The organism is Nocardioides sp. HB32, assembly GCF_054058995.1.
The window spans coordinates 721,850-735,689 of sequence record NZ_JBSSBS010000001.1; the positions used below are offsets into that span (position 1 = coordinate 721,850).

The following is a 13,840-nucleotide window of genomic DNA, read 5'->3' on the forward strand; positions in this document are numbered from 1 at the left end:
TGGGGGCATGAGAACCATCCCGCACTGGATCGACGGCCAGGCCCACCCCGGCACCAGCACCCGCGCCGGCGACGTCACCGACCCGGCGACCGGCGAGGTCACCGGCCGCGTCGCCTTCGCCGGGGCGGAGGACGTCGAGGCCGCGGTCGCCTCGGCCAGGAAGGCCGCGGTCGACTGGGCGGCCACGTCGGTCAGCGCCCGCACCCAGGTGGTGTTCCGGTTCCGCGAGCTGCTCAACGAGCGCAAGGAGGAGCTGGCCCGGATCATCACCAGCGAGCACGGCAAGGTGCACTCCGACGCCCTCGGCGAGGTGGCGCGCGGCCAGGAGGTCGTGGAGTTCGCGTGCGGGATCCCGCACCTGCTCAAGGGCGGCAACTCCCCGCAGGTCTCGACCGGCGTCGACGTGCACAGCGTCCGCCAGCCGCTCGGCGTGGTCGGCATCATCAGCCCGTTCAACTTCCCCGCGATGGTCCCGATGTGGTTCTTCCCGATCGCGATCGCCGCCGGCAACGCGGTCGTGCTGAAGCCCAGCGAGAAGGACCCGTCCGCCTCGATCTGGCTCGCCGAGCTGTGGGCCGAGGCCGGCCTCCCTGCCGGTGTGTTCACGGTCCTCCAGGGCGACAAGGTCGCCGTCGACGGGCTCCTCGACCACCCCGACGTCGCCTCGATCAGCTTCGTCGGCTCCACCCCGATCGCCGAGTACGTCTACGAGCGCGCCAGCCGCACCGGCAAGCGGGTGCAGGCTCTCGGCGGCGCGAAGAACCACATGGTCGTCCTCCCCGACGCCGACCTCGACCTGGCCGCGGACGCGGCCGTCAGCGCCGGCTACGGCTCGGCCGGCGAGCGCTGCATGGCCATCAGCGTCGTGGTCGCGGTCGGTGACACCGGTGACGCGCTCGTCGAGAAGATCGCCGAGCGCACCGGCACCCTCAGGGTCGGCGACGGCGAGCGGGGCACCGACATGGGCCCGCTGGTCACGCTGGCCCACCGCGACAAGGTGGCGTCGTACGTCGACGCCGGCGAGTCCGAGGGCGCGAGCCTCGTCGTGGACGGTCGGCAGGTCGACGCCGACGGCGCGAGCGACGGCTTCTGGCTCGGCCCCACGCTGTTCGACCACGTCACGCCGGAGATGAGCGTCTACACCGACGAGATCTTCGGGCCGGTGCTCAGCGTCGTCCGCGCGGACACCTACCAGGAGGCGCTGGACCTGGTGAACGCCAACAGGTACGGCAACGGCGTCGCGATCTTCACCAGCAACGGCGGCGCGGCCCGCGCCTTCGAGACCGACGTGCAGGTCGGCATGATCGGCGTCAACGTGCCGATCCCGGTGCCGATGGCGTACTACTCCTTCGGCGGCTGGAAGGCCTCGCTGTTCGGCGACACCCACGCGCACGGCACCGAGGGCGTGCACTTCTTCACCCGTGGCAAGGTCGTCACCACCCGGTGGCCCGACCCCGCCACCGCCGGCGGCCTCGAGCTCGCCTTCCCCAAGAACCACTGACAGGAGCCGACATGAGCACCGCCTTCGAGCTGGACCGCAAGCACGTCTTCCACTCCTGGTCCGCGCAGGCCGAGATCACGCCGATGGTGATCACGGCCGCCCGCGGCTCGTACGTGTGGGACGACGAGGACCGCCGTTACCTCGACTTCTCCAGCCAGCTGGTGTTCACCAACATCGGCCACCAACACCCGCGCGTGGTCGCCGCGATCAAGGAGCAGGCAGACCGGCTCTGCACGATCGCGCCCCAGTTCGCGAACGACCAGCGCTCCGAGGCCGCCCGGCTGATCAGCGAGGTCGCGCCGGACGGCTTCGAGAAGGTGTTCTTCACCAACGGCGGGGCCGACGCCAACGAGCACGCCGTCCGGATGGCCCGGCTGCACACCGGCCGCTTCAAGGTGATGTCGACCTACCGGAGCTACCACGGCGGCACCCAGACCGCGATCAACATGACCGGCGACCCGCGCCGCTGGGCGAACGACACCGCGACCGCCGGGACGGTGCACTTCTTCGGGCCGTTCCTCTACCGCTCGGAGTTCCACGCGACCACCGAGGCCGAGGAGTGCGAGCGCGCGCTCGCCCACCTCGCGCGCACCATCGAGGCCGAGGGACCGGACACGATCGCGGCGATCATCCTCGAGACGATCCCGGGCACGGCCGGCATCTTCGAGCCGCCGCCGGGCTACCTCCCGGGCGTCCGCGAGCTGTGCGACCGGCACGGCATCATGCTGGTCCTCGACGAGGTGATGGCCGGCTTCGGCCGCGCCGGGTCCTGGCTGGCGCTCGACCGGTACGACGTCGTACCGGACCTGATCACGTTCGCCAAGGGCGTGAACTCCGGCTACGTGCCGCTCGGCGGCGTGATCATCAGCGACCCGGTCGCGGAGACGTTCGCGCACCGCCCCTACCCCGGCGGCCTGACCTACTCCGGTCACCCGCTCGCCACCGCCGCGGCGGTCGCGACGATCAACACGATGCGCGACGAGGCCATCGTGGAGAAGGCGGATCGCCTCGGCCGTGAGGTCCTCGGGCCCGGGCTGGCCGAGATCGCGGCGCGACACGCGTGCGTCGGCGAGGTCCGTGGAGTCGGTGCGTTCTGGGCGATCGACCTGGTGATCTCGCAGGAGACGAAGGCGATGCTGTCGCCAGGCGCCCTCAACGAGGTGGTCGCCGCCTGCAAGTCGGCCGGGGTGCTGCCGTTCTCGAACACCAACCGGATCCACCTGGTCCCGCCGTGCACGATGAGCGACGAGGAGGCCCGCGAGGGCCTGGCCATCCTCGACGACGCGCTCAAGGCCGGCGACCAGCATGCGCAGTCGTAGCACCGTCTACGAGCGACTCGCCCCTCCCGCCGCCGTCGTCGACGCCGCGCTGGCACCGAGCCGGCACGCGGTGTTCTGGCTGGAGGACGCACCCGGCACGTCGTACCCGGCGCTGACCGGCGACGGCAGCGCCGACCTGACCGTGGTGGGAGGCGGCTACTGCGGGCTGTGGACCGCGCTGCTCGCCCAGCGGCGCAACCCCGGCGCGCGGGTGGTGCTGCTCGAGGCGCAGTCCGTGGGCTGGGCGGCGTCGGGGCGCAACGGCGGCTTCTGCGAGGCGAGCCTCACGCACGGCGAGGAGAACGGCCGGCGCCGCTGGCCCGCGGAGTACGACGTCCTCGACCGGCTCGGCCGGGAGAACCTGGACGCGGTCGAGGCCGATGTCTCCTCGCTGGGCCTCGACTGCCAGTTCGAGCGCACCGGCGCGCTGTCGGTCGCGGTCGAGGAGCACCAGGTCGAGTGGCTGCGCGAGTCGCCGGACTTCCTGGACGCGGCCGCCGTACGACGGGAGATCGACAGCCCGCTCTTCCTCGCCGGCGAGTGGGACCGCGAGGGCTGCGCACTGGTGCACCCGGCCCGGCTGGCCCGCGAGCTCGCCCGGGTCGCCGCCGGCCTGGGCGTCGAGATCCACGAGCGGACGACGGTCACCTCGCTGGAGACGCCTGCGCGCGGACCGGTCCGCGTCGGCACGCCGGGTGGCACCGTCACCAGCGAGCGGGTGGCGCTGGCGACCAACGTCTTCCCGTCGCTGCTGCGCCGGACCCGGCTGCTCACGGTGCCCGTCTACGACTACGTCCTGATGACCGAGCCGCTCACGTCCGCGCAGCTCGCCTCGGTCGGGTGGGCGAACCGGCAGGGCCTCGGCGACCTGGCCAACCAGTTCCACTACTCCCGGCTGACCGCCGACGACCGGATCCTCTGGGGCGGGTACGACGCCATCCACCACCGCCGCGTCGACAGCGCGCACGAGGAGCGGCCCGCGACGTACCGTCGCCTGGCGTCGCACTTCCTCACGGTCTTCCCGCAGCTCGAGGACGTGCGGTTCAGCCACCGCTGGGCCGGCGCGATCGACACCTCGACGCGGTTCGCGGCGTTCCACGGGCTGACGGCCAAGGGGCGGGTGGCGTACGCCGCGGGCTTCACGGGTCTCGGCGTGGGCGCGACCCGGTTCGCCGCCGAGGTGATGCTGGACCGGCTGTCCGGCCTCACCACCGAGCGGACCTCGCTGGAGATGGTGCGCCGCAAGCCGCTGCCGTTCCCGCCGTCGCCGGTCGCGGACCTGGGCATCGAGCTGACCCGCCGGTCCCTCGACCGGGCCGACCACCGCCAGGGCCGCCGCAACCTGTTCCTCAAGGCGCTCGACCGGGCGGGCCTCGGGTTCGACTCCTGACGGGTCGTCCGCCTCTCGCGCGTGAATACGCCACCCTCAGGCGGACGACCCGAGATCGCCGGTTTGACTGACCCGCGGTACCTCGACGTACCTTGGGCGACCATGAGCTCGACGCACCGCCTCCGCCGTACCCTCGCGACCCTCGGCACCGCCGCCCTCGTGGCCACGCTCGCCGCTCCGGCCCAGGCGCAGCCCGCACCGGGCCCGGTGCACGCCGGCAGCGTGTACGGCTGGGGCAAGGCGCCGGTCGACTACCGGTTCGTGGGCCCGCTCAAGCACAGCCAGTGGCACGTCTCCGGGCCGGGCGCGGTCCGCAACCAGCACGGCATGCTGACGCTGAACACCGCGAAGCGCGGCACCGTCAGCGCCACCCAGGTCACCAGGGGCCACGAGGTCGGTCGCTGGGAGATCCGGCTGCGGTCGCGCCAGTACGGCCACGGCCACCAGAACTACCGCGTGATGACCGAGCTGGTGCCCGCCGGCAAGCGCCCGGAGTACTGCGGCGCGAACAACATCGCGCTCGAGGCCTACACGCCGAACAAGACGATCGTCAGCCACTACATCCGGACCCGGCCGCACAACCGCTACATCATGCGCAAGGGCCTGGGGCTGCACAACGACCAGTGGCACACCTTCGCCGTCGAGGTGACCCGCAAGCGGATCTCGTGGTTCGTCGACGCCCACGTGGTCAGCACCGAGAAGCGTCAGGACGCGCTCTCCGGGGTCCCGTTCGCGGTGCGGTTCACGATGCTCGCCGAGGACGGCAAGCGGATGAACCAGGCCCGCATGCAGATGGACTGGCTGCGCTACTGGACGCTCCGCAAGCCGAACCAGCGGTCGACCACCGCTCCGCACCCCGCTCTCGGCACGTACAAGGACACCTGCGCCGCACGCCACAAGTGAGCAGAATGGCGCGGTGACCCAGGACCTCAGCGCCGTACCCTGGCCGATCCGCACCGCCCGCCTCACCCTTCGCCCGGCCACGCCCGACGACGTCGACGCGACCTGGGCGTTCCGCCAGGAGCCGTCGGTGTGGGAGTGGCTGACGCACCGGGTCGAGGACCGCGAGGAGTACGCCGGGGTGTTCCTCGCCGAGGACCGGCTCGCGTCCACGCTCGTCATCGAGCTGGACGGCGAGGTGGTCGGCGACCTGATGATCCGGATCGAGGACCCCTGGGCCCAGGCCGAGGTCGTCGAGGAGGCGAAGCGGACGCAGGCCGAGCTCGGCTGGGTCGTCGCGCCGCCGTACGCCGGCCGGGGCGTCGGCACCGAGGCGGTGGAGGCTGTGCTGGAGATCTGCTTCGCGCACCTCGGGCTGCGCCGGGTCACGGCGCTCTGCTTCGCGGACAACACCGCCTCGTGGCGGTTGATGGAGAGGGTCGGCATGCGTCGCGAGGCCCACAACGTGCGCGACTCCCTGCACCGCGACCGCGGCTGGCTCGACGGCATGGGCTACGCCCTGCTGGAGGAGGAGTGGCGTGCGCGTCGATGACGTACGCCGGGTGCCCCTCGGCACCTTCACCCGGCCCGCCGAGGAGACCGGCGGCGCGCCCCGGGTCGAGGTCGTCAACGGCTACCTGGTCCGGCACGACGCCGGCCTGGTGCTGCTCGACACCGGCATGGGACGCGGCGACGACGAGACCGAGGCGTGGTACCAGCCGCGGCGCACCGACCTGCGCGACGCCCTGTCCCGCGCCGGTGTCTCGCTCGACGAGCTCCTGCTGGTCGCCAACTGCCACCTGCACTTCGACCACTGCGGCGGCAACCCGCTGCTCGGCCCGACGCCGGTGCTGGCGCAGCGGCGCGAGCTCGCCACCGCGCGAGCAGGTGGCTACACGTTCGAGCACCTCCTCGAGGGGGTGACCTACGAGCTGCTCGAGGGCGAGGCATCCCCCCTCCCTGGACTGCACGTCGTCCCGACGCCGGGCCACGTCGACGGCCACCAGTCGCTGGTGGTCGAGTGCGACGACGGGTCCGTCGTGCTCGCCGGGCAGTCGCACGAGCACGCGGTCGACTGGACCGCGCCGGACCAGCCCGGGTGGATGGCCCGGCTGCTCGAGTTCGACCCGAGGCGCGTGGTGTTCGCGCACGACGACGAGGAGTGGTGCCCGTGACCGAGGAGTTCTACCGCAGGGACCTGACCGGAGCGCGCGTCGAGGAGGTGGACCTCAGCGACTCGTGGTGGCGCAACGTCTACCTGCGCAACGTCGTGATGCGCGGCCTGTGGCTCGAGAACGTCGACATCGACGCGGGCATCCAGAACGTGACGATCAACGGCGTCGACATCGGCCCCCTGATCGAGGCAGAGCTGGACCGGCGGGACCCCGACCGGGTGCTGGTCCGCGCGGAGACCGCCGACGGTTTCCGCGCCGGCTGGGAGATGACCGAGCGTCGCTGGGCGGCCACCATCGAGCGCGCCCGCGGCGTACCGGAGGAGATGCTCCACGAGCGGGTACGGGACGAGTGGTCGTTCATCGAGACGCTGCGGCACCTGGTGTTCGCGACCGACGCCTGGGTGCTGCGTGCCTACGTCGGCGACCCCTGGCCCTACGATCCGCTCGGCCTGCCGTTCACCGAGATGGAGGACATCCCCGGGATCCCGAACGACCCGGATGCGCGGCCGAGCCTGGACGAGATCCTGGCCGTCCGGGAGTCCCGCTTCGCGGTCGTCCGGGAGGTGCTGGCCGGCCTCACCGACGAGCGGCTCGCCGGGACGACCCAGCCGGTCGAGGGTCCCGGCTACCCGGCGCCCGAGCGCTACCCGGTCACCCGCGTGCTCGGCGCGATCCTGACCGAGGAGTGGCTGCACCGGGAGTACGCCGAGCGCGACCTCGCCGTGCTCGTCGCGAACGTGTAGGTCACGGACGGTCCGTCCAGCACCCGCAGGGCGTTCGGCGCCTGGTGGGCCACCAGCCGCGCGACCGCCTCGTTGCCGGCGCCGCTGTACGCCTCGATCCGGGTGATCCCGCGGGCGGCCGCGTCGTCGACCAGGGCCTGCGCGAGCGCCGTACCGATGCCGGTGCGCTGGTGCGCGTCCGCGACGACCAGCGCGACCTCGGCGGCCCGGCTGGCGCGGACCCAGAGCCCGTGCGCGACCACCTCGTCGCCGGCGAAGGCCAGCAGTGCGCCCTCCGGGGGCAGCAGGGCGCGGACCAGGCTCGGGCTCGGCTCGCCGATGCCGGTCTGGAAGCGCTGGTACGCCGAGTCGCGCGACAGGCCGCGCAGCAGCCCGTCCAGGAGCGCGAAGTCCCCGGGGCCGGCCGCGCGCACGTCGGGGGTCACCGCGGGCTCCCGTCGAGGAACGCGACCACCTCGGCGACGACGCCCGGGTCGCCCAGGATCCGGGAGTGGCCGAGCCCGCTGGTGCGGACCAGCTCGCCACCCGCGGCGACGAGCACGTCGGCCTGGCGGACGTCGACGACCCGGTCCTCGGCGTCGTGCACGACCAGCAGCTCGCGGCCCGGCACCGGTGCGACCGAGAAGCGCGCCCAGATGCCGGTGTCCCCGTCGAAGTACCGACGTTCGATCGCCCGCCGCAGCTCCCGGTTCACCGCCTCGCCGGCCCCGAGCTCGGCACAGAACCCGTCGGTCAGGTAGCCGAAGTCGCCCATCCCGCTGATCGCGGCCACCCGGCCCGCCGAGACCGCATGCAGCGCCACCGGGACGCCGAAGGAGTGGGCGACCACGCCCGCGAACCCGCCGTACCGCTCCGCGAGGGCGTCGATCACGACTTGGTGGTCGAGGATCGTGCGGACCGGGCCGGGGCTCGCGCCGTGCGCCCACGCGTCGTACGACACCGGGCTGTAGCCGTGGTCCAGGAGCGCGGCGACGAGGCCGGCGAACCGCGAGGCGCGAGACCCCCAGCCGTGCACGAGGAGCACCGGCCGCTCGCCATCGCCCCAGGAGTACGCCGTGACCCGGCCGCGGTGGTCGACGTACGAGATCGTCGCCGCGTCGTGGACGGGGCGCTCGGACGTGCGCACCGACCCGGGCCGGCCCGGGCGGCGCCAGAGCTCGAGGGCGACCCGCCCGGCGAGCCGCGGGGAGACGCGGGCGGTGGCGTCGAGCAGGGCACCCGCCCGGGCGTGCGCGGCGGGCCGGGCCGGACGCGTCTCAATCTGTGTCATAATACGAACGATCGTACTATTTGTTTGTCCTGTCAAGACGATGCCGCTCACTAGGCTGGGGACGATGACCGACCAGCTCGCCGACGCCGCCGGCACCACCGCCGACCCCGCCGACACCGACGGCCGGGTCCGCCGCGGGGACCGCACCCGACGGCTGGTGCTGGGCCGCGCGGTCGACGTGGCCTCGGTCGACGGGCTCGAGGGGCTCTCGATCGGGCGGCTCGCGACGGAGCTGTCGATGAGCAAGAGCGGCCTGATCGCGCACTTCGGCAGCAAGGAGCAGCTCCAACTGGCCACGATCCGGGCCGCCCGCGCGATCTTCGCCACCGCCGTCGTCGAGCCGGCGCTCCGGGAGCCCCCCGGCCTCGGCCGGGTGCGCGCGCTGCTGGACGCCTGGCTGGACTACTCCAGCGACCGCCGGTTCCCCGGTGGCTGCTTCTTCGCGCGCGCCACGCACGAGTTCGCCGCCCGCCCGGGCCCGGTGCACGACGCGCTGGCCGCGGCGGACACCGAGTGGCTCGGACTGATCGCGCGGACGATCGCGGAGGCCCAGGCGGCCGGCGAGATCCGCGCCGACGTCGACGCCGACCAGCTCGCGTTCGACCTGGCGGCGTACCTCGACTCGGCCAACCTGCGCTCGCTGCTGCTCGGCAGCTTCGCGGTGTACGACCAGGCGCGCGCGGCACTGGACCGACGGCTCACCGAGTCGGCCTCGTGACCGGCGAGTCGCCGACCGAGCGGCAGCGGCGCGTCTGGGACAAGGCGGCGCCGGCGTACGACCGGCAGATCGCGTTCTTCGAGCGGATCTGGTTCGGCGGCGGCCGGGAGTGGCTGGCCGCCCACGCGCAGGGCCGGCTGCTCGAGGTCGCCGTCGGCACCGGCCGGAACCTCGGGCTCTACCCGCCCGGGGTCGCGGTCACCGGCGTCGAGCTCAGTCCGGAGATGCTGGCGATCGCCCGGCGGCACTCCGCCTCGCTCCGGTTGGACGTCGACCTCCGCGAGGGCGACGCCCAGCGGCTGCCGTTCGACGACGCGTCGTTCGACACGGTGGTCTGCTGCCTCGGGCTCTGCACGATCCCCGACCCGCGCCGCGCGCTGGCGGAGATGCACCGCGTCCTCGTCCCCGGCGGCCGGCTGCTGCTGCTCGACCACGTCCGCAGCACCTGGCCTCCGGTGTACGCCGGGCAGTGGCTGCTCGAGCAGGTCACCGGCCGGACCGCGGGCGAGTACTTCACCCGCCGCCAGCTCCCGCTCGTGGCAGAGGCCGGCTTCGAGCTCGTCGAGTCCGAGCGGCTCAAGGCCGGGTCGATCGAGCGGGTCCACGCGACGAAGCCGGCGTGATCACAGCTCCTGGAACAGCGTGAGCTGCAGGTCGGCCGGCGCCTCGAGCCGTGCGTTGAGCGAGTCCCACGGCGTGCGGGTCGGCGGCGCGACCAGCTCCGCTCCGCCGTCCACGAGCCGCTCGGTCGCGGTCGCCACGTCGGCGACCTCGAACGCGACCCGCAGTCGCGGCGCCACCCGGCTGCCGACCTCGACGTCGTCGATCATCTCGACCTGCTCGCGGTTGGACAGCTCGAGCGTGGCCCGGCCGACGTCGAGGATCGTGACCTTCTCGCCGCCCTCGCCGTGCACCTGCAGCTCCTCGGTCGCGCCGAGCACGTCGCGGTAGAACCGCACGGCCTCGTCGTAGTCGTCGACCTCGACGACCAGGCGCATCTGGAGCGGACGTCCTGCCATCAGTGCGCCATGTCCACGAACCGGGAGTAGTGGCCCTGGAAGGCCACGGTGATGTCGCGGGTGGGTCCGTTGCGGTGCTTGGCGACGATCAGGTCGGCCTCGCCGGGGCGGGTCGACTCCTTCTCGTAGACGTCGTCGCGGTGCAGCAGGATCACCATGTCGGCGTCCTGCTCGATCGAGCCGGACTCGCGCAGGTCGCTCATCATCGGGCGCTTGTCGCCGCGCTGCTCGGGGCCACGGTTGAGCTGGGACAGCGCGATGATCGGGATGCCGAGCTCCTTGGCCAGCAGCTTGATCTGGCGGGAGAACTCCGAGACCTCGAGCTGGCGGGACTCGACCTTCTTGCCCGACGTCATCAGCTGGAGGTAGTCGATGACCATCAGCCGCAGGTCGTGCTTCTGCTTCAGCCGCCGCGCCTTCGCGCGGATCTCCATCATCGTCATGTTCGGCGAGTCGTCGATGAACATCGGAGCCGACGACACCTCGCCCATCTTGCGGGCCAGCTTGGCCCAGTCGTCGTCGTTCATGTTGCCGTTGCGGATGTGGTTCAGCGGCACCTTCGCCTCGGCCGAGAGCAGCCGCATCGTAATCTCCGAGCGCGTCATCTCGAGGCTGAAGAACGCCGAGGTCAGGTTGTTCGCGATCGACGCCGCCCGGCAGAAGTCGAGCGCGACGGTCGACTTGCCCATGGCCGGACGCGCGGCGACGATGATCATCTGGCCGGCGTGCAGCCCGTTGGTCAGGTCGTCGAGATCGGCGAAGCCGGTCGGCACGCCGTACAGCCCGGCCTCGCGGTTGGAGATCGCCTCGATCTCGTCGAGGACGCCGTCCATGATGTCGCTCAGCGGCGCGTAGTCCTCCGACGACCGCTTGTCGGTGATCTTGTAGACCTCGGCCTGCGCCTCGTCGACGATGTCGTCGACCTGGCCCTCGCCGGCGTACCCGATCTGCACGATCTTGGTGCCCGCGTCGACCAGCCGGCGCAGGATCGCCTTCTCGCGGACGATCTCGGCGTAGTAGCCGGCGTTCGCGGCGATCGGCACGTTCGCCGAGAGCGTGTGGAGGTACGGCGCGCCGCCGATCCGCTGGAGCTCGCCACGGCGCTGGAGCTCGGCGGCGACGGTGACCATGTCGACCGGCTCGCCGCGGCCGTAGAGGTCGAGGATCGCGTCGTAGACGGTCTCATGCGCGGGCCGATAGAAGTCGACGCCGCGGATCGTCTCCGTGACGTCGGCGATCGCGTCCTTGGAGATGAGCATCGCGCCGAGCACGGACTGCTCCGCGGCCATGTCCTGCGGCGGCGTGCGGTCGCCCGGGCGGGTGGGGCGCTCGCCGGGGGCGTACGCCGCCGGCCCGTCCCCCCAGTCGTCGTACGACGCCTCGGGACCGCCCCGTGCATCCTGCTCGACGCTCAACCTGGCCCCCTCGACCGACCTGCTCGATCATGTGTTCGACTACGGCAGCGCCGAGGCTAGAGACGACCACCGACACCCGACCGACGACGGGCCGGACGCTACGTGGCCCGGGCCCGTGTGCGACAGTGCCGTATCCACACCCCCCTGGGTGCCTTGGGGATAACCCGCGGATCGGCGTGGAGGACACGCCGACAGCTGTGCACAGCTTGGGGAGCGCTCTGTGGACAGAGCCCGCAGGCACGGGTCTCGCACCGCGCTGACCTGCGGAAACGCTCGCTCACAGGTGTGGACCGAAAATACCCGGGCAGGAATTCCCGTTCAGGTGCTGGTCACCTGGCGGCCATCTGGCGGTTTGTCGACTTACCGTGGACAACCGAGTTTTCCCAGCGTTGTCCACAGATGTTGATAACTAGTCCTGTATCGACCATGGACGCTTGAACACTGCTTACCATGACTAGGAGGGTCCGTGGCCGACGCCCGGGACCGGGAGATCGTCCGGCTCGCCGTCCCGGCGTTCCTGGCGCTGGTGGCCGAGCCGCTGTTCCTGCTCGCGGACGCGGCCATCGTCGGTCACCTGGGCACGGCCCCGCTGGCCGGCCTCGGCATCGCCGCCGCCGTGCTGCAGACCGCGATCGGGGTGTGCATCTTCCTCGCCTACGGGACCACGGCGAGCGTGGCGCGGTTCCTCGGGGCCGGCGACCTGCGCGGCGCCCTCGCCCACGGGATCGACGGGCTCTGGCTGGCGGTCGGCATCGGCACGGCGGTGACCGTCCTCGGCGTGCCGCTGGCCGAGCCGCTCGTGCAGCTGTTCGGGGCTTCCGAGCAGGTGACCGGCCCGGCCGCGACGTACCTGCGGATCGCGTTCCTCGGCACCGTCCCGCTGCTGCTGATGCTCGCCGCGACCGGCGTGCTCCGCGGCCTGCAGGACACCCGTACGCCGCTCGCGGTCGCGGTCGGCGGCAACGCCCTCAACGTCGTCCTGAACCTGGTGCTCGTCTATCCCGCGGGCCTCGGCATCGCCGGCTCCGCGCTCGGCTCGGTGATCGCCCAGGTCGCCAGCGCGACCGTCTTCGTGGTCGTCGTGGTCCGGGCCGCGCGGCGGCACGGTGCGTCGCTCCGGCCCGACCTGCCCGGCATCCGGGCCGCCGGGCGCGCGGGCGTCCCGCTCGTGGTCCGCACCATGACCCTCCGGGCCGCGCTGCTCGTGACGACGTACGCCGTCACCCTCGGCGCGACGGGCACGCGGGAGCAGGAGGTCGACCTCGCGACGCACCAGCTCGCGATGACGATCTGGACGTTCCTCGCCTTCGTGCTCGACGCGATCGCGATCGCCGCACAGGCGATCACCGGCCGGGCGCTGGGCGCCGGCGACGTCACCGGGACCCGCGAGCTCACCACCCGGATGGTCCGCTGGGGCGCGGTGAGCGGCGTGGTCACCGGGCTGCTCCTGGCGGCCGCGAGCCCGGTGCTGGGGCGCCTGTTCACCGGTGACCCCGACGTCTCCGACCTGCTCGTCCCGGTGCTGCTCGTCGCGGCCCTGGGGCAGCCGGTCGCGGGCGTCGTGTTCGTCCTCGACGGCGTGCTGATCGGTGCCGGCGACGGACGCTACCTCGCGATGGCCGGCCTGGTGACCCTGCTCGCCTACGCTCCGGTGGCCCTCGCCTGCGGCGCCGCCGACGCGGGCCTGGTCGCGGTCTGGGTGTCGTTCTGCGCGGTGTTCATGGGCGCCCGGCTCCTCGTGCTCCTGCACCGCCAGCGCGGGGACGCGTGGCTGGTCACCGGTGCCAGCCCCGCCCGTAGGGTGACGCCGTGAAGCCGCTCCAGTCCGTCGCGATGGGCCTGGTGATCGTGGCCCTCGTCGCCCGGCTCGACGGTTACGACCTGCTGCCGGACCCGGTCGGGTGGGCCCTGGTCCTGCACGGCGTACGCCGGCTGCCGAACCTGCCCTGGCCCGGGGCCGTGCGGTTCCTGTGCTGGCTGGCGCTCGTCGTCTCGGTCTTCCTGTGGTTCCCGGCCGTCCCGGACGCGCTCGCCGACACCGACGCGTCGCTGGAGTGGGCGGGCTCGCTGCCGCAGGTCGCGGCGGTCGGCACCGTCTGCGCGGCCCTCGCCCGGCTCGCGGAGGAGGCCGGGGACCGCCGGGCGCGCGCCTGGCTGCGCACCGCGTGCACCCTCGTCGTCCTCACCGGGATCGCCCCGGCCGTCGTGCTCGCCGCCGAGCCCGGCGCCGTCGGCGCGATGCTCACGCTCGGCGTGGTCACGATCGTGCTGGTCATCGTGCTGCTGTTCCGCTACGCCGCCCGCCCGTGGGCCGTTCCGCCGGTGGACCAGACCAGCACGGGCTGACCGGG

Annotated in this window: 15 protein-coding genes; 11 read left to right on the plus strand and 4 right to left on the minus strand. The window is 72.6% G+C overall.

The window, feature by feature from the left end; genetic code table 11:
* Positions 1-7: 7 nt before the first annotated feature.
* From ACVW2K_RS03700 to ACVW2K_RS03730, 7 genes are all read left to right on the plus strand, one after another.
* Entirely contained in the window at positions 8-1,501 is a 1,494-nt protein-coding gene (locus tag ACVW2K_RS03700; protein WP_457201586.1) for a CoA-acylating methylmalonate-semialdehyde dehydrogenase, read from the plus strand.
* Between the two features lie 11 nt (positions 1,502-1,512).
* Entirely contained in the window at positions 1,513-2,820 is a 1,308-nt protein-coding gene (locus ACVW2K_RS03705) for an aminotransferase class III-fold pyridoxal phosphate-dependent enzyme (protein ID WP_457201587.1), read from the plus strand.
* On the plus strand, positions 2,807-4,210 hold the full coding sequence (locus tag ACVW2K_RS03710; protein WP_457201588.1) for an NAD(P)/FAD-dependent oxidoreductase: 1,404 nt from the start codon (positions 2,807-2,809) through the stop codon (positions 4,208-4,210). Before ACVW2K_RS03705 ends, ACVW2K_RS03710 begins: the two co-directional genes overlap by 14 nt.
* Before the next feature lie 102 nt (positions 4,211-4,312).
* Positions 4,313-5,113, plus strand: a complete 801-nt coding sequence (locus ACVW2K_RS03715; protein ID WP_457201589.1) for a family 16 glycosylhydrolase — start codon at positions 4,313-4,315, stop codon at positions 5,111-5,113.
* Positions 5,114-5,126: 13 nt separating this feature from the next.
* Positions 5,127-5,702: a GNAT family N-acetyltransferase gene (locus ACVW2K_RS03720; protein ID WP_457201590.1), complete on the plus strand. Its 576-nt coding sequence runs from the start codon at positions 5,127-5,129 to the stop codon at positions 5,700-5,702.
* Positions 5,689-6,324: an MBL fold metallo-hydrolase gene (locus ACVW2K_RS03725; protein ID WP_457201591.1), complete on the plus strand. Its 636-nt coding sequence runs from the start codon at positions 5,689-5,691 to the stop codon at positions 6,322-6,324. Before ACVW2K_RS03720 ends, ACVW2K_RS03725 begins: the two co-directional genes overlap by 14 nt.
* Complete coding sequence (locus tag ACVW2K_RS03730) at positions 6,321-7,067, plus strand: DinB family protein (RefSeq protein ID WP_457201592.1); 747 nt, start codon at positions 6,321-6,323, stop codon at positions 7,065-7,067. Before ACVW2K_RS03725 ends, ACVW2K_RS03730 begins: the two co-directional genes overlap by 4 nt.
* Here ACVW2K_RS03730 and ACVW2K_RS03735 read toward each other — a convergent pair.
* Entirely contained in the window at positions 6,968-7,492 is a 525-nt protein-coding gene (locus tag ACVW2K_RS03735) for a GNAT family N-acetyltransferase (RefSeq protein WP_457201593.1), read from the minus strand. The two genes, ACVW2K_RS03730 and ACVW2K_RS03735, sit on opposite strands and share 100 nt — an antisense overlap.
* On the minus strand, positions 7,489-8,337 hold the full coding sequence (locus ACVW2K_RS03740) for an alpha/beta fold hydrolase (RefSeq protein ID WP_457201594.1): 849 nt from the start codon (positions 8,335-8,337) through the stop codon (positions 7,489-7,491). The genes ACVW2K_RS03735 and ACVW2K_RS03740 overlap by 4 nt, the downstream gene beginning before the upstream one ends.
* 64 nt (positions 8,338-8,401) lie before the next feature.
* Here ACVW2K_RS03740 and ACVW2K_RS03745 point away from each other — a divergent pair, with 64 nt between their 5' ends.
* The gene (locus ACVW2K_RS03745) at positions 8,402-9,055 is read left to right on the plus strand and encodes a TetR/AcrR family transcriptional regulator (RefSeq protein ID WP_457201595.1); all 654 of its coding nucleotides are present in this window, start codon (positions 8,402-8,404) and stop codon (positions 9,053-9,055) included.
* Entirely contained in the window at positions 9,052-9,678 is a 627-nt protein-coding gene (locus tag ACVW2K_RS03750) for a class I SAM-dependent methyltransferase (RefSeq protein ID WP_457201596.1), read from the plus strand. Before ACVW2K_RS03745 ends, ACVW2K_RS03750 begins: the two co-directional genes overlap by 4 nt.
* On the opposite strand, the gene ACVW2K_RS03755 is transcribed toward ACVW2K_RS03750, so the two are convergent.
* Both ACVW2K_RS03755 and dnaB read right to left on the minus strand, forming a co-directional pair.
* Positions 9,679-10,074, minus strand: a complete 396-nt coding sequence (locus tag ACVW2K_RS03755; RefSeq protein WP_028637849.1) for a VOC family protein — start codon at positions 10,072-10,074, stop codon at positions 9,679-9,681. It lies immediately after the preceding gene.
* Positions 10,074-11,489, minus strand: a complete 1,416-nt coding sequence (dnaB, locus tag ACVW2K_RS03760; RefSeq protein WP_028637850.1) for a replicative DNA helicase — start codon at positions 11,487-11,489, stop codon at positions 10,074-10,076. The genes ACVW2K_RS03755 and dnaB overlap by 1 nt, the downstream gene beginning before the upstream one ends.
* A 466-nt stretch (positions 11,490-11,955) precedes the next feature.
* Between dnaB and ACVW2K_RS03765 the strand changes: the two genes are divergently transcribed.
* Both ACVW2K_RS03765 and ACVW2K_RS03770 read left to right on the plus strand, forming a co-directional pair.
* A complete protein-coding gene (locus tag ACVW2K_RS03765; protein WP_457201597.1) occupies positions 11,956-13,302 on the plus strand; it encodes an MATE family efflux transporter in 1,347 nt (448 codons plus the stop codon).
* A complete protein-coding gene (locus tag ACVW2K_RS03770; RefSeq protein ID WP_457201598.1) occupies positions 13,299-13,835 on the plus strand; it encodes a hypothetical protein in 537 nt (178 codons plus the stop codon). The genes ACVW2K_RS03765 and ACVW2K_RS03770 overlap by 4 nt, the downstream gene beginning before the upstream one ends.
* The last annotated feature ends 5 nt before the right edge of the window (positions 13,836-13,840 follow it).